The organism is Thermomicrobiales bacterium (genome assembly GCA_037045155.1).
In the GTDB taxonomy this organism is placed as follows: domain Bacteria; phylum Chloroflexota; class Chloroflexia; order Thermomicrobiales; family CFX8; genus JAMLIA01.
In genome coordinates, this window is the sequence record JBAOIG010000002.1 from 113,840 (window position 1) to 136,638 (window position 22,799).

Below are 22,799 nucleotides of genomic sequence, written 5' to 3' on the forward strand. Positions count from 1 at the left end.
CGGTTGTAGTGGCAGATCAGTCTATGGAAGTGAACGGCGTTAAGGCACAGATTTACTTCTCGGACTTCTTCGGCGTTCCGCCGGTAGTCCTCGAGGACTACGGCGCGTTCGACGTGTCTCTGATCAACGACCTGCCACTATTCGTTGATCCCTTCCTACTCTTCAATAGCGATAAGCCAGAGTATCGCGAGTTGCACGAGGGCATGATCAACTACCTTCGCTTCCTGAGGGATCACGCTCGCGAAGCCGAGCGCAATCCCGGGCTGCTGGCGAGTTGGTACCAGTTTCGGGAGATCAAACAGAACTGGCTTGGGTTCTCGCGACAGGGCAACAGTGGCAGTGGCCTAGGGATAACGTTCGCCCGATCACTGCAGCGCAACCTAGGCACGATCTTCAGTTCGTTCGGCGACGAGCGGATCACGCGGGGAAGCCATCTCGAAAAGGTGTGCCTCGTTGAAGACGGCGTCGGTCGTGACAACATCAGCGACTTCACAACCAACCTCATCAAGGAGTACCTGCTCGAGTACACCCAGCGCTTCGCACGCGAGCATCTGCTGTCCGAGCAGCGTAGTTGGTTCAACGTTGAGAAGGTCCGCTTCAACTATCAGACCCGCTCCTGGGAAACACGTCGTTACGAGCTTCCCAGCATCGGCGTCGATTTCGCACTTCTCACCCCGAAGGACATGCTGACCCGCGACGAGACGTGGATCAGCCGTCCTGACCTGCTCCATAACTTCGAACGCATCGCGGCTTCCGTGTCCGATCCCCAGCTTCGGGCGCTGCTCAACGAATACCTCCATTCCCAACTGTCGCGCGATCCGAAGCTGACGGAGAGGGAGAAGGAGAAGGACAAGCAGCGCGCCATCGTCCGCACGATCGCCGCACACCCGCAACTCATCGAGTACTACATTCTGGAAAAGGAAGAGTCCGGCGACGAGGCGACCAGCATCAGTTCAGAGAAGGTCGAAGAAACGGAAGCGTGGCTGGTCGATGAGGTTCGCGCTAACGTCGCGATGTTCCTCACAAACACTACCTTCTACACGATGCCGACGAACACGCGCGACGAGACTCGTGACCGCATCGAGTTCCTCAAGCACGTCATTGAGGACCAAGGAGCCCATCGCCTCTTCTACCACGAAGGAGAGCCAGTCAAGGCTGAGAGATTCCTGCAATTGATCTTCAAGCTCGTCTGGTTCGCCTCCCCTTCCGCTGTGGATGCCGAGGTCAACAACGGCCGCGGTCCGGTCGACTTCAGTATCTCAAGGGGCAAATTGGACAAGACGCTAGTTGAGTTCAAGCTCGCAAAAAACTCGCAGCTCAGGCGCAACCTCGAGAAGCAGCTGAGCATCTATACTGCCGCTGGGGATGCCACGGCGGGCTTTAAGGTGATCTGCTACTTCTCGCAGCAGGAATTAGAGACAGTGAAGACGATCTTGAAGGAACTAGGGATGGAAGACGATCCGAACATCATCTTGATCGATGCCAGAGCGGACAATAAGCCGTCTGGGTCGAAGGCGACCTAGAAAGTGTCTTGACTCTGTCTGAGGAGGCTATTTCCGGACTCTGCGCGCCATGAGATGCATCATTGCGATCAAGATCATGACTTCACTCATCTCGCGATTTGCCTCACAATCCTTACCCAAGCGCCAGTAACGATTCAGCCAGCCAAACGTGCGCTCGACGATCCAGCGCTTTGGTTCGACCCACGCGCCCTCCAGGTCGGTCACCCAGCGCGCGATCTCCAGCGTCCGGCCACCCAGTGTCCGCAGCCAGTCCGCGAGCGGCTGGCTGTGATAGCCGACGTCCGCAAACCGGGTGACGAGCCGGGCGAAGCGCCGACCAAACGCCCGGCCACCAACCGCGCGCCGGTGCGATCACCCACATTCGCGGCCGTGACGACCACCACCAACAGCAGCCCGAGCGTGACCACTTGGCGCGAGCGCGCTGCCGAAGCGGATCTGGCTGGTATCATTAGCAGTCGCGCCCGCGCGCGGGGGTTGGACTCGCCCGCATCGAATGACGCCCCGCGCGAGACCCGCTGTTCATTGAATTCGCCGCTCAACTCAAGGACGATGCATGCCCCGACGTTCGACCGCTAGCCAGACGACTGCCGACCACGAGATACCTGTCATCGACGAGCCTGTCGCCGCCGAAGCGGCGCATGACATCGTCGCCGCGCCGATCAGCACCCTGCCGGTCCTGATCCTCCCGCAGACGCTGCTCCTCCCGCATATGTCGCTACCCTACCCGCTGGACGACAACGAGGAACTCCACGCCGTCGACCACGCCATCGCTGGCGACCGTCTCGTCCTCGTCCTCGCCACCCGTGATCAGGACGAGGAGATCGACGAGGATTTCCTGCCGGACGAGGACAGCCCCTCCGGCGGCTCGACGCAGGACATCGCCAGCTACGCCTCGCTGGTCAGCAACGACGAGCTGTGCGAGGTCGGCGTTATCGCCGAGGTCGGCCACAAGATCAGCCGGCCGGGGGGGCCATCGCACGTCATCCTCCAGGGCGTCGCCCGCGGCAAGGTGCTCGACATCGAGCAGCGCGAGCCGTACACCCTCGCCCGTGTCGAGCGCCACGACGACCCGTCGGTCTCGACGCTGGAGGCCAAGGCGGCGATGTCGCATGTGCTGGAGCAGGTCGAGAATTATGTCGCGATGCTGCCGAACGTGCCGGACGAGGTCCTGACGATGGTGCGCAGCATCGACGAGCCGGGCTGGCTGGCCGATCTGATCGCCTTCTCACCCGAGTTCCAGTCCGCCCGCCGTCAGGAGGCGCTGGAGATCTTCGACCCGGTCCAGCGACTGAAGACGATCAGCGCGATTCTCCACGAACGCCTGGAGTTCCTGACCCTGCGTCACCAGATCCAGAGCGACGCACAGGCCGGCGTGGACCGCCAGCAGCGCGAGTACATGCTGCGCGAGCAGATGCGCGCCATTCAGCGCGAGCTCGGCGAGCTGGCCAGCGAGGAAGAGCTGGTCGAGGAGTTCCGTGAGAAGATCGAGGCGGCCGGCATGCCCGAGGATGTCGAGCACAAGGCGCTGCTACAGGTCTCACGGCTCGAGCATCAGCACCCGTTTTCGCCGGAGATCGGCGTCATCCGCAGCTATCTGGAGTGGCTGACCGACCTGCCCTGGGCGGTCGAGACAGCCGACCAGCTCGACCTGGCCGAGGCGGCCCGCATCCTCGACGAGGACCACTACGGACTTCAGAAGGTCAAGGAGCGCATCGTCGAGTTCATCGCCGTCCGCAAGCTGGCCGGCGACAAGATGAAGGCGCCGATCCTCTGCTTCGTCGGCCCGCCGGGCGTCGGCAAGACCAGCCTCGGACGCTCCATCGCCCGCGCGATCGGCCGATCCTACGTCCGCATGTCGCTGGGCGGCGTCCGCGACGAGGCCGAAATCCGCGGCCACCGGCGCACCTACGTCGGCGCGATGCCGGGCCGGGTCATCAAGGCGCTGCGTGACGCGAAGACGAAAAACCCGGTCATGGTCCTCGATGAGATCGATAAGGTCGGCTCCGACGCCTTCCGCGGCGACCCGTCATCGGCGCTGCTGGAGGTGCTCGACCCGGAGCAGAACCACTCCTTCTCTGATCACTATCTCGAGGTGCCGTTCGACCTGTCGCAGGTCATCTTCATCACCACCGCCAACCTGCTCGAGCCGATCCCGGCCGCGCTACGCGACCGGATGGAGATCATCGAGGTCCCGGGCTACACCGAGGTCGAGAAGCTGGAGATCGCCCGTTCGTTCCTGATGCCGAAGGCGCTCGAGGCGCACGGGCTGACGACGGAGCACCTGGCGGTGACCGACGACACCATCCTGCGGCTCATCCGCGAGTACACCCACGAGTCCGGCGTCCGCAACCTCGATCGCGAGCTTGGCGCGCTCTGCCGCAAGATCGCCCGCAAGGTGGCCGAGACGGACGAGCCGGAGCTGACGATCGTCGAGGCCGGCGATCTGCCGAGCTACCTCGGCATCCCGCGCTTCGAGTACGGGCTGGCCGAGGAGAACGACGAGGTCGGCGTCGCGACCGGCACGGCGGTGACTAGCGCCGGCGGCGATCTGCTCTCGGTCGAGGTGAGCATCACCAAGGGCAAGGCGGAACTGATCCTGACCGGCCAGCTGGGCGACGTGATGCAGGAGTCGGCCCGCGCCGCGATCTCCTACGCCCGCTCGCGCGCCGACGCGCTCGGCATCCCCGAGGGCTACTTCGACACGCACACCATCCACATCCACGTCCCGGCCGGCGCGATCCCGAAGGACGGTCCTTCGGCCGGCGTGACGATGGCCACCGCGCTCATCTCTGCGATCACCGGCATCCGGGTCCGCAAGGACGTCGCGATGACCGGCGAGATCACCCTGCGCGGCAAGGTGCTGCCGATCGGCGGCTTGCGCGAGAAGGTCCTGGCCGCCCACCGCGGCGGGATCACGACAATGATCGCCCCGGCCCGCAACGAGAAGGACCTGGTCGAGCTGCCCGAGTCCGTCCGCGACGTCCTGCCGGTGCGGCTGGTGAGTCACATGGACGAGGTGCTGGAGATCGCGCTGATCAGCGCGCCGCACGCCGTCACCAGCCTGGCCAGCGCCGCCGGCTAGCGAAGCGATCAACCCAACCTGATGCCGCGCCGAATCGGCGCGGCATTGCTATACTCCCGGATACCGGTATAAGCGGTTAGCAGAGGCAGGCGAGATGAAGCTGATCTTCGCGATCGTCCAGGACGAGGATGTTGACAACCTGACCGATGCTCTGATCGCCGACGGCTTCCGGGTCACGCGGATCGGCAGCACTGGCTCGTTCCTGCGCATGGGCAACAGCTCGCTGATGACCGGCGTCGAGGACCACCAGGTGCCGCAGGTCAACGCGATCATCCGGCGCGTCTGCCGGCGGCGCAAGCAGATGGCCGTCCCCTACTCGCCGGCGCTGGAGCCGGGCCTGCTTTACATGCCCGAGAACTTCGAGGTCGAGGTCGGCGGCGCGGTCGTCTTCGTCCACAACGTCGAGCGCTTCGAGCGGTTGATGCCGGCCTGATCTGACTCACCCACCAACGGCCGGCAATTCGACCGGCTCCGGCGCCGGCACAGTCAGACCACCAGCGATGAGATAACCCCCGAAGACCATCAGTGCTGCGGCCGGCCCGGCCAGCCGGATGCCCAGCGGGTTCGCAGCCGAACTGCCCAGCAGCAGCAGCAGCCCGAGGCTGAGCGGCGCCAGCGAGGTCGCCACCTTCTCGACGAACGCCTGCGCACCGTAGAACACTCCCTCGCGGCGAGTCGCCGTGCGAGCCGCGTCCAGATCGCAGAGGTTCGCGATGATCGGACCGGGGAACAGGAATATTCCTGCCAGCGGCGCGCCGACCAGCACCAGCGCCGCCAGCGCCTGCGCCTCGACCGGAATTCCGGGCGCCAGGCCGGAGAGGAAGAGCAGCGGAAACGTCGCCGCCGCCAGCAGCATTGCCGCCCGGTAACCGCGCAGTGGCGTCGTTCGCCGGGCGAGCCGGGTGAATAGCGGGATTGCCAGCACCATCGTCCCCAGCCCGACGGCGGTGAGGATCGGCACCCAGATACCCTCGGCGTCGCGCCGCAGGATCCCGCCGACGTAGTAGGGCAGCAGGCCGATCAGCATCGTCAGCGCCGCCTGGAACAGGACGAACGACGCCATAAATCGTAGGAGCTCGCGATTCTGCAGCATGAGCTGAATTGACGCGCGCAGCCCCACCTGCGACGAAGCGACACTCCTCCGCGCCGGACGCCAGACGCCAAACAGCCCGAGATAGCGGCTCGCGAACGCCAATAGCGCCATCACCGCCGCCATTACTCCAAAGCCGAACCTGGCGACCAGCAACCCGCTCCCGACCATGCCGACCGCTGCGCCGACCACGCCGAAGTAGACGCGCCGCGCCGAAAGGTCGACCCGCTCAGCGTCCGTCGACGCGATCTCCGGCAGGAGCGCGTCGTACGGCGCGCTGGCGAACGTCGCCGAAAGGTAGAACAGCTCGAGTATCAGAAACAGATAGAGCGCCGTCACCACCCCGCCCGAGTGCGCCGGCGGGACGAAGAGCAGGAAGCCGAACAGCGCCATCAGCGGCGTCCCGGCCAGCACGAACGGGATGCGCCTGCCCAGCCGCCCGCCGCTCCGATCGCTCCACCAGCCGATGAGCGTATCGTCGAACGCCTCCAGCAGCTTGCCAGCGAAGATGATGATGCTGATTGTCGAGAGCCGTAGCAGCGCCACGCGATCCGCGCCGGCCGGCGGGGCGTAGCAGTAGAGCAGCCAGACATTCCGCGCCTGGGTCAGCGCCTCGACGCCCAGGTAGCCCATGGGGTAGAAGATGCTCGCCCGGCGAGAAAGCGCCAGCGGCCTCATGCAGCCACCCTGCTCTGTTCCCCGCTGTTCACGAGGCGCAACCAACCACTATCCGGTGACGAATGGGCGTACAATCTGCGTGACAGCGACACTATACGATGCCGCCAGCCATACAGCATCTCCGCCGGGCACAACAGCACAATCGAGCAGCGAACAAATGCCAGATGACCACTCGCGCGCCGGATGTGAAACGCTCGCCGAAATACTTTCGCGTCATGTCGGTGGCCGAAAGCAGATCGACGTTGCGCGCAACGCTGGCCTTCCGCGAGCAACCCTCAACCGCTGGCTCCGAAGTGCGTCGGATGCGCCCTATCACCGCGAAGGGTTACTGCGGCTGCTAGCAGCCCTCCAGCTGAGCCGCGCGCAGGCGAGCCGGGCGCTCCGCGCGGCCGGCCTGCCCACCATCGACGCGCTGGCAGCCGACCCCGAGCTCAGCGCGCTCGTCGCCCGCTGGCGGGTCCGCGCGCCAAACAATCTGCCGGCCGACCTGACCTCCTTCATCGGTCGCGAAGACGAGGTCACCAACCTGGCCGAGCAGCTTTCCGACCCGGCTGTGCGCCTCGTCGCACTCACTGGCGCGGGCGGCAGCGGCAAGACCCGGCTATCGCTCCGCGTCGCTCGCGAGCTGTTCGACGTCTTCACCGACGGCGTGACGTTCGTCGCGCTTGCCAATGTGCGCGACCCAGGGCAGGTCTTGCCGGCCATCGGCGCGGCGCTGGGTCTGGCGGAGACAGCCGGGGCATCGCCGGCCGTGCGTGTTACAGCATGGCTAGCGCCCCGACACACTCTGCTCGTGCTTGACAACCTCGAGCAAGTCATCGACTGCGGACCGGCGCTCGCCGCGCTCCTGCGCTCCGCGCCCCGCCTCACGATCCTGGCGACGAGCCGTGTGCCGCTTGCAATCTCCGGCGAGCACCGCTGGCCGGTCCGGCCATTTACCGTCCCATCGCCCGATCTCCCGTTCGAGAAGCTGGCCAGCAGCCCAGCGGTCGAGCTCTTCACCCAGCGAGCCCGCGCCGCGGACCCAGCCTTCACGTTGACGGCCGCGACTGCTTCGGACGTGGCCGCGCTGTGCGCCCGACTCGACGGTCTACCGCTGGCGATCGAGCTCGTCGCCGCGAGGATCGGCGATTTCAGCCTGCCCGACCTCGTCGCCACCGTGCCAGACCCGCTCGATCTCGCCAGCGACGGGCCCCGCGATGTCGCCCTCCGTCACCGGGCGTTGCGTGAGACGATCGCCTGGAGCGAGCGACTTCTCCCAATCACCGCCCAGCAGCTATTTGCCAGCCTCGGCGTGCTCCACGGCTTCGACGAGTCGCTGGCAGCTGGTGTTGGCAAAGGGCCATCCGTTGCAGCCGAGGCGATCCCCGAACTGCTCGCGACGCTGGCAGACGCGAGCCTGATCGAACGTGTGGGCGACGACAGTGCCCCCCACTACCGGATGCTGGCGACAATCCGCGAATACGCGCTGGAGCGCCTCGACGCCCTCGGCGAGCACGAGGCGGCCGCCGCCCGCCACGCCAGCGCGATGCTGGCGCTGGCTGAGGACGCGCCGCCGTATGTGCCGAAAGCGACGCGCGCTGGCTGGTTCCAGCACATAGACCGCGAGCGCGCAAACATCGATGCCGCGCTCGACTGGGCGCAGTCCACCGGCGACAGCCTGTTGCTGGCCCGCCTCGCCAGCGCACTCTGGCCCTACTGGCTGGAGTACCCGCTCGGGCGCATTGGCTATCACTGGGTCACCACCGCGCTGGAACACGCAGACGACCTGCCGGCCCGGGTCCGCGCGGAATTGCTCACCGGCGCATCCCACTTCGAGTTGACTTTCAATAGCCACGACCTCGCGTATGCCCACGCAACCGAGGCGCTGGCACTCTGGCAGAAAATCAACGACCCAGTCGGCCAGGCGCACATATTCGCGACACTCGGCTGGGCCAGGGCCACCACCGATGGTCCGCGCGAGGCGTTCACCATGTTCCAGCGGCAGCTGGAACAATGGCAGGCGGCCGACAACGAGCTGGGGATCGCAGCCGGGCTGAACGATATCGCCATGCTCCTCATCGCGATCGGCGAATTCGACACCGCGTTGCCCTATCTCCGACAGCAGCGTGAGATTGCCCAACGGACGGGCGACCCGCTCTCCCAGTCACATGCGCTCCACAACATCGGGCTCCACGCCCTGCTGCGTGGCGATATCCCGACCGCACTCAGAGAGCTTGGCGAGGCAGTCACTACGCTCGAAGCCTTGCGCCCGACCTTCCTGACCACCACCTCAAAGCTGTATCTCGCCACCGCGCAGTGTCTCGCCGGGCAACTCGACACCGCCGAGGCCGGCTATCGTGAGCTCCTGAAACTGCACGAGCGTACCGGCGACCACTGGCAGCAATCGCTCGCCATCCTCGGCCACGCCGCCGTCGCGCACCGCCGTGGCCAGGCCGAACGCGCCGCCTGGCTCTGCGGCGTCGCCACCACCCTGCAACACGCCAGCGGCCTCAGCCCAATGCCGGCCGTCCAGGCCTTCTACGAACGCGAAACCCAGCTCGTCGTCGACCAGATCGGCCCCGACGCCTTCGCCGCCGCCTTCTTCCGCGGCGCGGCAGTGCCGGCGAGCGAGGCGCTGGCGGCGGTGCGGATTACCGCTGGAAGAGAATCAGCCGAATTCCACTCTCGTTAGCCGTGCGCTGCCCCGCGCTGGCACCCTTGACCAGCGCTCCTGGCTTCAGCGCTGTTCCAGTTTGTTCCAGTTTTGCGTACAACTGGGGGTGCCCCATTGACGCCGGCCCTGTGATGCGTAGCATGAGCTCATAGGCAAAGCATACGAGAGGGCTCCCGGTGCGACGCAACGTCGGGCCTAGGTAATGATCGATGCCCCGCAAGACGGAGGGGTGTATGACGCATAGTTCATCAGTTTCAGAATACGCCGTTCGCCTGGGACGCCCCGGCGAGCGCGAACCCATCGTGACACACGTCCGACGCGAACGCGAAACAGCACTCATCCACGACAACAATATCGAGCCGGAATGGGTTCTGTTTGTCGAAGGGGTTCTGATCGGATTGTTTTCGCGCCGCGACGAAGCCATCGCCGGGCTGAATCGCTTCGAACGTTTGCAGGCTCAGTTGATGGAACTTGTTGTGTGGGCAGTTCAGCATGTGCTGAGTCGAAGCACAGACCCGACGTATTACGGTGAGAATGGATTCTTCCAACCCGTGCCAGCACTTGCAGCCGCAGTCACGTACCAGCGCGGTATTTATCTGCTCTATGGCCCCGCAATCGATCAGGGCGATGGTAGCTTCCCCGGCACGTCAGATCAGAAGGAGGCGATTTCGGATCTGCTCGGTCTGTGCCTGAGTGAGATTTACGAACGCTACATAAGTTCGACGGTAGCCGGATGGACCATGGCCGACGAGATGGAGCCGCTGCTCAATGTAGGACTGCAGAGGATGCGCTTGCGCAGGGACCTTGACGCTCAGGCGAATTCGATCATCGCAGATGTGATGCGCCGCATGGGACAGGTGTAACGCGGTCGCTCAGGACGAAGAAAGGACGAACTAGATGTGGCTGTATTGTCATCGCTGTGGCCAAGATCGCATCTTCGATCACGTGTTCAAGGATCACGGCATATTCGGTGGCTCGCATACAGATTGGCATTGTACCCATTGCGGGAGTTGTGAGTATGGACCGGCCCGGCAACATTAATGACTTTCGGGGCACCATCTGGCGCACCATTTCAGGACCGCGGCAAGCTGGTGACGTAGACCGGGCAAGTTCTCTCAACATAGGCAATCGATTCACAAGAGAGGACTAGCATCGCTTGAACCTTGTGCTGATCCGACGACAGGCAAAAGGTATGATGGGAGGTGTTTCCTTCGAGATTGTTGGGAAGATCACATTGTCACAGGAAGAAGCTAATCTAGTCAAGCATTACAAGTTGGAAAACGAAGAACTCGTGCGCAAGCCGTTTATCGTATTTGGAGTCGAGACTGGTCGAGTTCTCTCGGTCTCAGTTAAGAATCTCTTAAACGGTGACTCATTCAAGGCCAAAGACCTGAGTGAGGTCGTTGCGCATACGGACAGCCTTTTAACTGCGTGCGAGGCCCTAAAGACCTACCTAGAGGTCGCGCGTAAATTTGGTGGCGAAGAGATTTTGGAGTTTTGATACATGTCTTGCGAGTGTCTCGCCCGGAAAGTATCCGGACGTAATGTCACGACTGAGTCAGCAACTTGCCTATAGCAGACAGATGGCAATTGTCCGGAAGTCGCCTCGTGGCCGTCCCTGCACCCTCCATTATGGGCTTTGTCGGGTTCTGTTTGACATCAATTGCGAAGAATCACTGGGTCTTTCAGAGTGAAAATAACGAACCTCATGCACTCGACACTAAATGGCACGGACGATCCGTAATTTGTGAAAGTTGGGGATAACGAGCTGTCATGAGCAGTCATGTCTTGATCATCTCCAATCCAGAGGACCAGCACACCACAGTGGTCGCAAGCCACATTACTTCGCTCGGGGGTACTGCTACCTTGTTCTACCCTGAGATGCTCGGTCATACCGGACATTATCTTCTTCGTATGAATCACGGCGATCTGTGTCTCAGGCTGTCGCACTCGAGCGCACGTGAAGCAATTGACTTCGACTCTATCGACTCCGTCTGGTACCGCCGTCCGCGCCGAGTATATCGGGCACGAAGCTCGCTCGATGATGAGACAGTTGCATTTATTCGCGATGAGTGGGAAGCGACGCTTGAAGGCGCTTACGCTTTGATGAACGAAGCACTCTGGGTGTCGCATCCAGATCGGCTGCACACCGCAGCAAGGAAGCCTGTTCAACTGCAGCTCGCGCGCGCTCTTGGCCTGCGAGTGCCTGAAACACTCATTACAAATGATGTGGTGGCTGCGTCCAAGTTTGTCAAACGTTATGAGCAGGTAATCGCCAAGCCTAGTGGATCAGGATGGATGTTTGCCAATGAAGGGCAAGATATCTCCTACGTGCTGGCGAACCTCCTTCAAGAAGACGACAACCACTTCGCAGGCTTAGAACTCTCTCCCGTCACTCTTCAGGAATACATTCCTAAGGCGTATGAGGCACGAGTCAATATCGTCGGCCAGGAGGTCATGGCGATTCGGATCGATAGCCAGCGAAGCGCAATATCTCGAGTTGATTGGCGCCGCTACGACTTGGCCAACACACCGTATACACCGCTCCAGTTGCCAGAGCACGTAGAAGCGGCCTGCGCGTCTCTCGCCAAATCTCTTGGCCTGGAATATGGCGCGATCGACCTCATCTGCACACCTGATGGAGAGTACGTGTTCCTGGAGATTAATGGCAACGGCCAATTTCTCTGGGCCGAAGTTCATTCCGGCGTCAGCGTAAGCAACGCGTTGGCGCGCTTGCTAGTGGGAGCTACTCCTCCGCTTTCGTCAACCGCCATCCGAGAAAGGGCAATTGTATGACAGACACCGTTGCGACTGAGCCGTTCCTGCTTCGATTCAAGGAAACCGAGCCAGTAGAGGGTCGTCCGCTCTACGCAAGCCCGGAACAAGGAGGTGAGAGCAATCCCAAGGAAGAGACACCACCGAAGGAGCAGACCAAGAAGGGGCCCTGGGGCGACTAGCTAATCGGCAGCAGCGCGGGAGTAGCTCTCCAAGCATGCAAGCAAATACACCTGTAAGAATGGAAGAATACATCCGGTGATACGAGTCACGATCGTGGCGCTCCTCGTCCTTCTGACGTGCTCTGGTTGTGGCGATGTCATAAGCAACCCGTCTCCATTACCGGCACAACAAGCCATATCGTCATCGACCCCGTCAGATGGTGGCAGCATTCAGTCGGCTGACACCGTGATGTTCTGCCTTGATTCGACTAACACCTACGATCGTGATCTCTTTCGCTCGGCACTGAACTTTGCCGCCGACGGCATAGATGCTCTTGTCCGTCCGCGGGAACAGCGAATAGTGTTCTATTTCTCAGCAATCACCGCCAACTCCTACTCCACCGACAACGACTTGCTCACTGTGAGCATTCCGATCATCGCAGGGCCTCCGGAACCACCCGTGTATGCGACCGCCGTGAATCCCTACGGCTCGGCTGAGAAGACAGCCGTCGCGGAAGACAACAAACGACGCGAAGAGATCTATCAGCAGGCGCTTGAGGAATATCAGCGACATGTCGGGGGAGTGAAAAAGGCTCTTGCTGAAAGGACAGCCGCTTTGCGCCACCTGAATCCGGGCGTTGACACAGGCGGGAGTGATAACTATGGCTGCATTGCTCGCGCGGCCGATCGTTTCCAGGAATCAACCGGCAAACACGTGCTCATCCTCGCTACGGATCTCCTGGGAATCGGACCACAGCAGGATCGTGAGATCGTTAACCTGAACGGTGCTTCCGTGAGTGTGATCTTCTATCCATCCAAATATGCGACTGACAATCAGTATCGCATGGATCTGTGGCGCGGCTACTTCCAACTCAACGGTGCTGAGCGCGTCACCTTCTATGACACGGCACAGTCGCAAATCATCACGTTAGACGACTTGTTCAAGTAAGTAGAAGGAGTTGCTGAACATGGACTTCGACACGCTCATAGTCATTGTCCTTGGCACTCTGCTTTTCCTGATCGTCATTCCTCATTTTCACAAATCAGTCGTGCGTATGTTACAAGCGCTTTTCTCTCTTCCCTTCTATCCAGCGACTCTTGTTGCCAACGCGCTCAATAACATCTGCAATGACGCTTCCGAGCGCATTGAGCACACAGTTCAAGGGATGCGAGATAATTACGGGAAGAACGAAGCACGTCCCGTGAACGACATGTGGCTCGTGATTGAACCACTCCTGCATGCACTGCTCTTTTTCATCCTGTTTACCGGTGACGCGATTCTCGCCATGCTGCGCTTTGCCGGCCTCCTGAACATCCCAGTTCATGACCTCCCGACGAATCGGCTCGACATCATATTCGGGTTCATCTGGACCGTTGCTATCTTCGCGCTTGGAGAGATCTTCCTGCATCCGCCGACGTGGCTCAAAGTCCCTGATGATTGGCAGCGCAAGTTTCGCATCGGCCTGATCGTGACGATTGTTGTCGCAGCAGTGACTACCGTGCTGCTATTTGTCTTTGCGGCGATGGCCATTTCAGGAGAATCATCGCAGGCAATGAACATCAGTATCAACGGAGGTGTCGGGTTTGTTCTCTTTGTCATCACGGGGTTGACCGCACTCTCCATGAAGGCAGCTCTCGCAAGTGTCTGGGTAGTCATCCTATGGGGATTCATCCTGGTGGCTCGGTTAGGTAGCCGGCTACTGGCGCTGTTCGCAACCATTATCGAACGACTCTATTGGCTCGTCGTTCGCATTGTCGAGATTCCGATCGATCTCGGACGCCAGTTTCACAACTACCTATGCCACTATCATGTACTTTCCACATATCTTCATCTAACCGAGATACAAGAACTGGATAAAGAGCAGTATACGTTGAAGGGAGCAGCAACTGAGTGAGACTTTCGAATCGTCTACGAGTATAGACTGATCCTCTTGATTGAAGCGCCACGGAGATCGCCCCTCCTTATGCAGCGAGAAACGACTTGCATTGGAGCATCATCATGTGGTCTATAGCCATTGGCATCTCATCAGGTCTGGCAGCGTCTGCTCTGTTTCTCGCCGCACTCACGCTGATCCGGCCCCGACTCTCTCTCTCCAAGGACATCGCGCGAGAAACGCTGAAGGATGGCTCGCTCTATTATCAAATCAAGGTGATCAACCACACTCGGTTCCCGCTGGCTCGCGTTCAAGCGGAACTGTTACACAGTCACCGAACGATTTTACATAGCGACTATGGTGGCTCGCCTTTACTGCAAACTCGCCCAATTCAGCTCAAGAGATCGTATCTCTTGCGTCTTGCACGATACGATCGACGAGACTGGACTGCCAGTTATGCATTTCGGTTCGTAGCATATGATATAGAGGATCATGCTGACCCTTCCGACCAGTTCCTGTTTCGTATCTATGCCGAGCATACTATTACAGGATTCGGGGCTACATTTGAACATACATATACTTTGAAATCGCTTGTAGATGGGGATTTCGAAGGCGGCGACTCTCTCAATATCGTGCCAGTTACACAGCCGTTCCGAAAACCAACCAGAGTCCAGGACGATACACACAGAATGCTTGGAGAGATTGTTGATTGGATCCGCAGCCAGCCAGGCGCTGGCGTTCTTGTCGACGCACGGACTGACGAAGCAACCGTTACGTCCTCAACGATAGATACCAACTATCCGCGCTGAATGCTCGAGAATCGTCCAGCTCCCAGAAAATGAGCGCGTCACCAGAGAAATCAGCCCTACCTCGATCTGTATCACGACGCGCTTCCATGGATTGAGTACCACTGCAGGGGCCTTCTGAAATGTGGGACACTGCCTCCAATAGCCATTCGCCGCTACTGAAAGGCATACGCAGCATGTCCGAGGCAGTCCCGCAGATCGACCGCGACCGGCTGGTGGAGTTGGTGACCGACCTCGTCAGTATCCCGAGCGTCTCGGGCAACGAGCTGGCGGTTATGCAGCACGTGGCCGGCATCTTCGAGGGGGCGGGCATCGACTACGTCGTCACCGCCCGCGACCAGGACCGGCCGAACGTCGTCGCCTGGATCGGCGATGGCAACGGGCCGACGATCGCGATGAACGGCCACCTCGATACGGTGCCGGTCTCCGATCCCGACCGCTGGCGGACCGACCCGCTGACGGGCGTGCTGTCGGAGGACGGCAAGAAGATCTACGGTCGCGGCTCGTCCGACATGAAGGGCGCCGTCGGCGTGATGATCTACACGATGCTGGCGCTCAAGGATGCGCCGCTGCATGGCACGCTGCAGGCGCATATCGTCTGCGACGAGGAGCGCGGCGCGGACTACGGCACGATCCACGTGCTCGACGAGATCGAGGCCGGCCGCATCCCCCGGCCCGACTATGTGCTGATCGGCGAGGGGAGCCAGCTGAAGGTGCGCAATGCCGAGCGCGGCATCTGCGGGTTCCGCGTGCGCTTCATCGGCAAGGCGTCGCACACCGCCGCCGCGCGGGTCAGCGGGATCAACGCGATCGCGCTGGCAGCCAAGGGCATCCTGGCGCTGGAGGGCGACATCGACCGCGAGCACCCGGCCGTCGGCAAGCCAGTGATCAGCGTCAACAAGATCGAGGGCGGGATCGTCTCGAACGTCGTGCCGGGCGAGTGCACCATCACCGTCGACCGGCGCACGATCCCCGGCGAGACCGAGGAGAGCGTCATGTCCGAGGTGCGCGCCAAGCTCGACGCGGTCAAAGCCGAGGACCCGAACTTCAACTACGAGATCCTGCCGTCGAAGGAGGACGCCTACACGCCGGCCAACATCACCGAGGACACGTCGCCGATCGTCAAGGCCGTGCAGGAGAGTGTCCGCGAGGTCCTGGGTCGCGAGCCGGAGTACTTCGCCACCTGGGCCGGCGCGACCGATGGGCGGCTCTATCGCTTTGCCGGCATCGACACCGTTGGCTTCGGCCCCTCCGGCGAGGCCGCCCACGGCGCGAACGAGGCGGTCTTCGTGGATGACCTCGTCACGCAGGCGCAGGTGTATGAGACGACGATCCGCCGCCTCCTGAGTTGAGCGGCGACTTCAACAGGCGGTATCGGAGTTGGTCGGCCACGGTTGACATGTGAACGTGCGTCTTCACGCATGCTACCCGTGGCCCCAGATGACCTGTTAACAAGAATGCCCGGGAATTACACACTGGGCAGAGGCGCATCTGTCAACCGGAGAAGTCCGTCTCACAACCGAACATAGTCTTTGTGAAACAGCACGAGATCCTGGAACGGATTGCCAGCCGCGCCCTCGGGGAGGTGCTCGACCAGCGTCAGGCCGCGTTGCATCTGTTGCTGGACGTAGGCGGGCGGGTGGAATGTCGTGCAGCGGTTCGTGCCTGCGACGATTGCGTGACGGACCACGAGATCGTCAGCGTCGAATACTGCCCGTTCGGCGTCAGTCAGCTCCGGCCGGTAGTGCTCGCCGTGCAGCGTCAGCAACAGATGGCCGCCGGGTCGCAGGACGCGAGCAAGCTCGTCGAGCCAGGCATTCTGTAGCGCCTCGGGCAGGTGCGTGAACACCGAGAGCGCGTAGACCAGATCGAAGGACGCATCGCCGAATGCCAGCGGCGGCGCGAGCTGATTGACTTGAAACGCGCCGAACGGGAGATTCTTCCGGCACCAGCCGATCAGCTCCGGATTGTAGTCGACGCCCGACATGGTCGCGCCGCTGACTCCCGGCCAGTGACGAACCACCCGCCCGCAACCACAGCCAAAGTCGAGCACTGTGTCGAGGTTGCCGGCCGCAACCCCCTGACGGTCGAGCGCGTCGGTGATGCTCGTGAGCGCGAGCCGCCCCCCTTCCAGGAACCAGCGAACATTCGGCGACCCTGCGACTCGCATCAGCAGCGCCGCCGGCGGGACGGGCAAGTCGGGTGGATTGGCGCGAAGATAATAGCGATTCCGCCTCCGGAGTAACGGATTCACTGCAGTCAACGTCTCGGCTATACGTAGATGTAGACGACTTACGCCGCTCGCGACGTCAAGTATAACCGGCGCCACTACATTCAACCTCTCGTTCAGTGGAGTCGTCATCAGGATACAACAAGGATCATACGCGAGATCTAGCGATGTCGGCGCATCGCTCTTACTCTGGACATCGACTCCGTATCCTTTCCGTCGTTAGATGTGTTGCTATATTCGTATTATCAGCATAATTGGTAATTGCTATCGTCAGTATGGAGATTACATCTTCAAACATTTCGATATCGCGATCGTGCATTGGCTTTCCGTATTCGATAATGACTCAAACACGTTCTCGAAAACTGAGTCCACAGAATACATGTCCAGGTCGCCATAGATCTGTTGCACGATATTCGAGACCCGACCGACGACGTCCTCATCCCAACCGTTCATGACAATGAAGCGTCCGGACTCATCCACTTCGAGATAGACGCCGCGTATGCTGCCTCCATCGAGAACGAACCGCTGTTCCCATGCCTGATCATCTCCGTTCAATCGGTAGGTTCGCGTTGGATCCACTCCGTTGAGGAAAGGAGTGACTGGCATATCCCAGTTCCCAGGTTGCACCGAAGTGAACCCAAGGGATTTCAATGTGGCCGCATCGACGGCAAACGGGGGAACAACACGGGGCATGGGGTTTGCGAACGCTTCTCGGCATGCAGACGACGCTCTGGAGACATTATTCCCATATCTGACCGTCTCCATTCCATCGCGATAAAGGCTTTCCTGTGTGACTACCCCATCATTGGCTCTGAATACCTCGTGTGATCGGAGGAGTGAACCATCACTATCGAGCTCGATCCAGAATTCGCCGGTTTCCCTCTTGTCGATGATCCCGCCATCCGTCGTAGGTGATTGCATCGAGTTGGCGACCGTACCGTGAAGAATCTTTCCAGCGAATCGGGGAGGAGAAGTGAGCCACAGTGGGCCGCTACCGGGCGGAACACCGTCGGCCGACGACACAGCTGCCGGAACGCCGTGGGTACGAAGAGCCACCAGCATGACGACGATCAGGCCGGTTACGATCACCATCACCCCGACGTATCGGGCGCGCATTGGCATCTCCTTTCGGAAGTGATTGCTTGTTACCATAATACGTTCTTGGGGCAGTTTGTCAAGCGTTATGTTGCGCCATTGTGCCGTTTTCGAAGCCCTCCGACTCTGTCGTTCCCAACGCCTCGGGGATATCATCACCCCATGCAGGGGATGGTGATGTTGAATGTCCGATCTCGGACTCGATTGTTGAGCCCTCCTTGGATGCTATCTCCGGTAGCTCAACGCCGACGAGGTGCGCCCTCGATCACCGATTGACCCGATGCTCTTGACGCGGTAGAATGTTGTTGGTGATTAGAACATGCATTCTATTCGAGTCGTCTGCGCGGGATGGATTCAAAGACGAAAGGCACACGATCGTGACGGAACGCGACAAGGCAATCGACCTGGCGATGACGACGATCGAGCGGCAGTTCGGCAAGGGCTCGATCATGAAGATGAACGACTCCGCCGGCCGAATGCACATCGAGGCCATCCCGACTGGCTCGATCGCGCTCGACCTTGCGCTGGGGATCGGCGGCATCCCGCGCGGCCGGATCACCGAGATCTACGGGCCGGAATCGAGCGGCAAGACGACCCTCGCCCAGCACATCATCGCCGAGGCCCAGAAGATGGGTGGCGTGGCGGCCTACATCGACGCCGAGCACGCGCTTCGATCCGCTCTACGCCGAGCGTTGCGGTGTCGATGCTGGACGATCTGCTGATCTCACAGCCGGACACCGGCGAGCAGGCGCTGGAGATCACTGAGACGCTTGTCCGCTCCGGCGCGATCGATGTCATCGTCGTCGACTCGGTCGCCGCGCTGGTGCCGCGCGCCGAGATCGAGGGCGACATGGGCGATTCGCACGTCGGCCTGCAGGCCCGGTTGATGAGCCAGGCGCTGCGCAAGCTGACCGGCGCCATCTCTCGCTCGACGCACCTCGGTCATCTTCATCAACCAGCTGCGGATGAAGATCGGCGTCATGTTCGGCAGCCCGGAGACGACGACCGGCGGCCAGGCGCTGAAGTTCTACGCGTCGGTGCGGCATGGATATCCGCCGGATCGAGACGATCAAGTGCTGGCACCGATTCGATCGGCAGCCGGGCGCGGGTCAAGGTCGTCAAGAACAAGGTTGCCCCACCATTCCGCCAGGCCGAGTTCGACATCATGTACAACGAGGGCATCTCGAAGGCCGGCAGCGTCGCTCGATGTCGGCGTCGAGCTCGGCATCGTTCGCAAGAGCGGCGCGTGGTTCTATCTCGGCGAGGAGCGACTGGGCCAGGGCCGGGAGAACGCCAAGGAATTTCTCAACAACAACCCGGACGCCCTCGCCGACATCGAGAAGCGCATCCGCGCTACATCGCCAGAGCTCTCCGGCCGGACGGTGATGGACGAGGTCGCAGCCGTCCTCAGCGGCGCAAGCGAGGACGACGAGCTCTAACGGCGGGATCGAGAACTCAGGTAGCCAGTGAACGGGGACGGCGCTTGCCGTCCCCGTTCGTCGCGCTCAGGCAGCCTCGAATGCCAGCACCTCACCGTTCATCGGGATCCGCAGCTGGCCGGCGACGCCCGCCTCAGTGGCTGCGGCGGCCAGCGCGTGGCGGGTGAGCAGGCAGTGGTTGATCGCATCCATGTGCGTGGCGATAACGGCGCTATCCGGCGCGGCATGGCAGACACGGATGACATCGGCCGCTGTCATCGTGATCGGGTCGCCGACGAGAAATTGTGCCGCGCCGCTATTGACGACGATGATGGCTGGCGCATATGCCCCGAGTGCGTCCTCCACCTCAGCGCACCAGATGGTATCGCCGGCGAGGTAGAGGACTGGCTCACCCGGCGCGCGCACGACGAAGCCGGACACCTTGCCCATTCGCTCGCCGATCTCGCCGGTGCCATGGCGGCCTCCGGTCCGCGTCAGCTCCAACCCGTGCCACGCGAACGTGTCGTCGATCGGGGTCACGTCGGTGAACCCGTCGGCGCAGAGCCGCTCTTCATTCCCCGGTTGGCACAGCAACGGGAGGTCCTTTGGGAGGAGTTCCGCCGCGCGGCGGTCCCAGTGATCGCCATGCAGGTGGGTGACGATCGCGCCGTCGAGTGTGGCGATGAGCTGAGCGAGCGTCGCTTCATCGTAGGGCAGCTTGACTGTCGGGTTACGCACCTGGTTCGGCGTGTTCGGGATCGGGTCCGAGTTCTCCCGCGCGCCGAGCATCGGGTCGATCATCAGCCGCTGGCCACCGACCTCGACAACGAGCGTGGCATGGCGGAGAAGCTGAATCTGCATCTGCCTCCTCTGGCCGGCCCGACCGGCCTCTTCGACTCAGATCGTTCGAGCAGTGTACTCCAGGCCCGCGATGCCATCCCCCGGTCGGTCACTACGCGAGGGAAGAAAGACAGTGGGTCAGTCTACGCGGCAACGAGGGACGGCCCGGCAACTGCCGGGCCGTCTCTCATTCATTGTCGTTTCGGAGGGGTTAGCCTACGCGGCGAGCAGTGTAGTATCGCGAACCCCAATAGCTGTCCCAGATGCTGGCGATCGCAACGCCGACATTCTCACTCTGGGCATTGACCATCTTGCCGCCGCCGATGTAGATGCCGACGTGTGACAGGCCCCACTTGTAGGTGTTCTGCTGGAAGACCAGGTCACCCGGCTGCAGGTTCTCCGGATCGACGTAGGCGCCGCTAACGGACTGAACCTCTAGTGAGCGGGAGAGACCGGCATCCGTCACCCGGTTGACCACGTAGTAGGTGAAACCGGAGCAGTCGAAGCCCGCCGGAGTCGTGCCGCCCCAGACGTAGGCCAGACCGACGTAGTTGAGCGCTTCGGACACGATCGCATCGCCAACACCGCTAACCGGAGCAATCGGCGCGGCAGGCTGCTCAGCCGGTGGCTGCTCGACAGGCTGCTGGGCCGGCGGCGTGACGGATTCAAGGGTTGGCGAGGTCGGCGCGGCATCAGTCCACGCCAGGTATCCGCCATGAACCCAGCCGACGGTGCTCAAATAATCGACCTGATACCAGCCATTTCCCTCGCCATCCCAGGCGGGGCCGTCGACGATAACGACGACGTTGCCATCTGGGACGACGGTCAGCACGCCTGCGCCGTAGTACGCCTCGGAGCGGACGTTCAGCCCGCCACCGCCGGTGCCAGAGACGGTCGCCCGGTCACCAACGCTCAGCCCGCTTGTCACAGGGTGGCTGGCAACCACTGCTGGCTCGACAGAATCCCCGTTGCCGTCGCCGATCGACAGATAATCCATCGACGCGTAGCCGGTCATGCCGCCATAGGTAACCTGCGCCCAGCTCCCGCCGTCGCTGCCGGTGAGCCACGACTGGATAACGCCGACCGACGCGCCCTCTGGCATGACAGCGATGACGCCGGCCGCCGTCGTTGCGCCATCGCGCAGCCGCAGGCCGTAGCCATCGGTGCCGACGACCGCGGCCGAGCCGGAAGAAACCGCCGCCCCGGCAACAGCCTCGTAGCGAACTACGGATGGGTCGCCAGAGATGTAATCGGCGATGGCCCAGCCTTCAACCCAGCCGTCCGACGTGTCGACCGAGATGTAGTACCAGCCGGAGCCGTCGTCGGCCCAGACGGGGCCATCGACGACGGAGACCTCAATCCCCTCATGCAGGGTTGTGATGATCGCGCCGGAATATCCCGCCACGTCGCGCACGTTGATGCCGTCACCGTTGGTGTAGGCAATCTGAGCGGAATCACCTGGAACGAGGTTGAGATCAGCGGCGACTGGGATTCCAAGCGCCAGCGTCATCGTGATCGCTGCGACAATCGCCAATAACGAGCGACTTCGTCTCATGCGTCGCAATAGAGTTCCCTCCTAAGACACCCCACGAGAGAATCCGGCGCACGCCCTACGAGCGTGGCGCGCATCGCCAACCAGGCGGCTGATACGGTTGTCGGATTCTCTTCGAGCAGATCGCCGTGTCACTCCACAATCGTGGTGCTACGTCAGCGACTGCCCAGCCCCTCCCGAAGGCTGTCCTGGGTGTTGGCGGTTCCGAACATCTCCAGCGCCGCACTCCCCTAGTGCGTGCCCTGCCACTCGCGGCAGATATGCAGGAACCTGACGATTACAGCCCGGATTCGCGTCGTTGCCCCACAACAGCATCGAATCCAGTTTCACTGCTAGACGACCTTGCCGTCCAGCCGGGTCTGTTGGCCGTTTCCAGAACGCGTCCCAGACATCATCGTCTCAGGAACGAAGGCACCTTAGCACAGAATTCGAAGGCATGTCAACCAATTCACAAACTATGTACGTACACTCTTACGCACCCGATCAGGGCCAATCGTCGGCGTCGCGTTCGGCCACTTTTCGGGCCAAATAGCCCGTCCCCAAGCCAAAACCGAGGGCGGACACACTCGCCAGCAGCACCCCGGCGCAGAGGAATAACACAAGCGTCACAATCGACCGAATTGGCCGTCCGCCGGTGTCCAAACCGGCCCCCAGGCCAGTTGACAACATGGCACAGATTGCAAGTGACGCGAATGCGGAAATGACGGCCAGAAGTGTTGCGCGCCTTGCGCCGCGCCCGTGACCGATGAAGAAGGCCTCGCCATAGCCGAGCGCAACCGCGGCCGGAACGAGCAACACCCATCCGGCGATGACGATCGCGCGCGCGGCCCCGCCGTCGACGAAACCACCAGCGAAGACAGCCGCACCCAGGACAAGCACGGTCACTGCCGCGCGCTTGCGGAGGACAATCGGGTCGAAGAATCGATTCCGCGCATGCATCCAACGGGTCGACCGCACATCCACTGGAGACGATCCGTCCTAGGACATTCCGGCGTGGAGATCGATCGCGATGGCGATCG

21 protein-coding genes and 1 pseudogene are annotated in these 22,799 nt (G+C 61.6%); 14 read left to right on the plus strand and 8 right to left on the minus strand.

The genetic code is table 11. The features are described 5' to 3' along the window. Positions 1 to 23 precede the first annotated feature (23 nt). The gene (locus V9F06_00705) at positions 24 to 1,523 is read left to right on the plus strand and encodes a hypothetical protein (protein ID MEI2616141.1); all 1,500 of its coding nucleotides are present in this window, start codon (positions 24 to 26) and stop codon (positions 1,521 to 1,523) included. A gap of 27 nt (positions 1,524 to 1,550) precedes the next feature. Here V9F06_00705 and V9F06_00710 read toward each other — a convergent pair. Beyond that, positions 1,551 to 1,814, minus strand: a pseudogene (locus V9F06_00710) (transposase). A gap of 262 nt (positions 1,815 to 2,076) precedes the next feature. On the opposite strand from V9F06_00710, the gene lon reads away from it, so the two are divergent. Together lon and V9F06_00720 are read left to right on the plus strand one after the other, a co-directional pair. Beyond that, positions 2,077 to 4,605 carry an endopeptidase La gene (lon, locus tag V9F06_00715; protein MEI2616142.1) on the plus strand — a complete coding sequence of 843 codons (2,529 nt, stop codon included), beginning with the start codon at positions 2,077 to 2,079 and terminating at the stop codon, positions 4,603 to 4,605. A gap of 94 nt (positions 4,606 to 4,699) precedes the next feature. Beyond that, positions 4,700 to 5,038: a cyclic-di-AMP receptor gene (locus tag V9F06_00720; GenBank protein ID MEI2616143.1), complete on the plus strand. Its 339-nt coding sequence runs from the start codon at positions 4,700 to 4,702 to the stop codon at positions 5,036 to 5,038. A 6-nt stretch (positions 5,039 to 5,044) separates the two neighbouring features. Here V9F06_00720 and V9F06_00725 read toward each other — a convergent pair whose 3' ends face one another. After that, entirely contained in the window at positions 5,045 to 6,373 is a 1,329-nt protein-coding gene (locus tag V9F06_00725) for an MFS transporter (protein ID MEI2616144.1), read from the minus strand. A gap of 157 nt (positions 6,374 to 6,530) precedes the next feature. Between V9F06_00725 and V9F06_00730 the strand changes: the two genes are divergently transcribed. From V9F06_00730 to V9F06_00770, 9 genes are all read left to right on the plus strand, one after another. Next, on the plus strand, positions 6,531 to 9,047 hold the full coding sequence (locus tag V9F06_00730) for a tetratricopeptide repeat protein (protein ID MEI2616145.1): 2,517 nt from the start codon (positions 6,531 to 6,533) through the stop codon (positions 9,045 to 9,047). Positions 9,048 to 9,262: 215 nt separating this feature from the next. Next, on the plus strand, positions 9,263 to 9,892 hold the full coding sequence (locus tag V9F06_00735) for a hypothetical protein (GenBank protein ID MEI2616146.1): 630 nt from the start codon (positions 9,263 to 9,265) through the stop codon (positions 9,890 to 9,892). 293 nt (positions 9,893 to 10,185) lie between these two features. Continuing rightward, the gene (locus V9F06_00740) at positions 10,186 to 10,530 is read left to right on the plus strand and encodes a hypothetical protein (GenBank protein MEI2616147.1); all 345 of its coding nucleotides are present in this window, start codon (positions 10,186 to 10,188) and stop codon (positions 10,528 to 10,530) included. A gap of 272 nt (positions 10,531 to 10,802) precedes the next feature. After that, the gene (locus V9F06_00745) at positions 10,803 to 11,825 is read left to right on the plus strand and encodes a hypothetical protein (GenBank protein MEI2616148.1); all 1,023 of its coding nucleotides are present in this window, start codon (positions 10,803 to 10,805) and stop codon (positions 11,823 to 11,825) included. Next, a complete protein-coding gene (locus tag V9F06_00750; protein MEI2616149.1) occupies positions 11,822 to 11,986 on the plus strand; it encodes a hypothetical protein in 165 nt (54 codons plus the stop codon). The genes V9F06_00745 and V9F06_00750 overlap by 4 nt, the downstream gene beginning before the upstream one ends. 94 nt (positions 11,987 to 12,080) lie before the next feature. Next, complete coding sequence (locus V9F06_00755) at positions 12,081 to 12,914, plus strand: hypothetical protein (GenBank protein MEI2616150.1); 834 nt, start codon at positions 12,081 to 12,083, stop codon at positions 12,912 to 12,914. A 19-nt stretch (positions 12,915 to 12,933) separates the two neighbouring features. Further along, entirely contained in the window at positions 12,934 to 13,860 is a 927-nt protein-coding gene (locus V9F06_00760; protein ID MEI2616151.1) for a hypothetical protein, read from the plus strand. Between the two features lie 104 nt (positions 13,861 to 13,964). Then, entirely contained in the window at positions 13,965 to 14,648 is a 684-nt protein-coding gene (locus V9F06_00765; GenBank protein MEI2616152.1) for a hypothetical protein, read from the plus strand. Positions 14,649 to 14,821: 173 nt separating this feature from the next. Further along, positions 14,822 to 15,997 (plus strand): M20 family metallopeptidase, encoded by a 1,176-nt coding sequence (locus V9F06_00770; GenBank protein ID MEI2616153.1) that lies wholly within the window; start codon positions 14,822 to 14,824, stop codon positions 15,995 to 15,997. Positions 15,998 to 16,158: 161 nt separating this feature from the next. Here the strand turns inward: V9F06_00770 and V9F06_00775 are convergent, their stop codons facing one another. Beyond that, positions 16,159 to 16,899 (minus strand): class I SAM-dependent methyltransferase, encoded by a 741-nt coding sequence (locus tag V9F06_00775; GenBank protein MEI2616154.1) that lies wholly within the window; start codon positions 16,897 to 16,899, stop codon positions 16,159 to 16,161. A 258-nt stretch (positions 16,900 to 17,157) separates the two neighbouring features. Next, positions 17,158 to 17,991: a hypothetical protein gene (locus V9F06_00780; GenBank protein ID MEI2616155.1), complete on the minus strand. Its 834-nt coding sequence runs from the start codon at positions 17,989 to 17,991 to the stop codon at positions 17,158 to 17,160. 356 nt (positions 17,992 to 18,347) lie between these two features. Here V9F06_00780 and V9F06_00785 point away from each other — a divergent pair, with 356 nt between their 5' ends. After that, a complete protein-coding gene (locus V9F06_00785) occupies positions 18,348 to 18,692 on the plus strand; it encodes an ATPase domain-containing protein (protein MEI2616156.1) in 345 nt (114 codons plus the stop codon). 2 nt (positions 18,693 to 18,694) lie between these two features. On the opposite strand, the gene V9F06_00790 is transcribed toward V9F06_00785, so the two are convergent. Then, positions 18,695 to 18,952, minus strand: a complete 258-nt coding sequence (locus V9F06_00790) for a hypothetical protein (GenBank protein MEI2616157.1) — start codon at positions 18,950 to 18,952, stop codon at positions 18,695 to 18,697. Here V9F06_00790 and V9F06_00795 point away from each other — a divergent pair. Beyond that, complete coding sequence (locus V9F06_00795) at positions 18,936 to 19,409, plus strand: hypothetical protein (protein ID MEI2616158.1); 474 nt, start codon at positions 18,936 to 18,938, stop codon at positions 19,407 to 19,409. The genes V9F06_00790 and V9F06_00795 overlap by 17 nt on opposite strands. Before the next feature lie 66 nt (positions 19,410 to 19,475). On the opposite strand, the gene V9F06_00800 is transcribed toward V9F06_00795, so the two are convergent. From V9F06_00800 to V9F06_00810, 3 genes are all read right to left on the minus strand, one after another. After that, positions 19,476 to 20,249 (minus strand): MBL fold metallo-hydrolase, encoded by a 774-nt coding sequence (locus V9F06_00800; GenBank protein MEI2616159.1) that lies wholly within the window; start codon positions 20,247 to 20,249, stop codon positions 19,476 to 19,478. A 190-nt stretch (positions 20,250 to 20,439) separates the two neighbouring features. Next, positions 20,440 to 21,783 carry an SH3 domain-containing C40 family peptidase gene (locus V9F06_00805; GenBank protein ID MEI2616160.1) on the minus strand — a complete coding sequence of 448 codons (1,344 nt, stop codon included), beginning with the start codon at positions 21,781 to 21,783 and terminating at the stop codon, positions 20,440 to 20,442. 480 nt (positions 21,784 to 22,263) lie between these two features. Then, positions 22,264 to 22,665 (minus strand): hypothetical protein, encoded by a 402-nt coding sequence (locus V9F06_00810; protein ID MEI2616161.1) that lies wholly within the window; start codon positions 22,663 to 22,665, stop codon positions 22,264 to 22,266. Positions 22,666 to 22,799 lie beyond the last annotated feature (134 nt).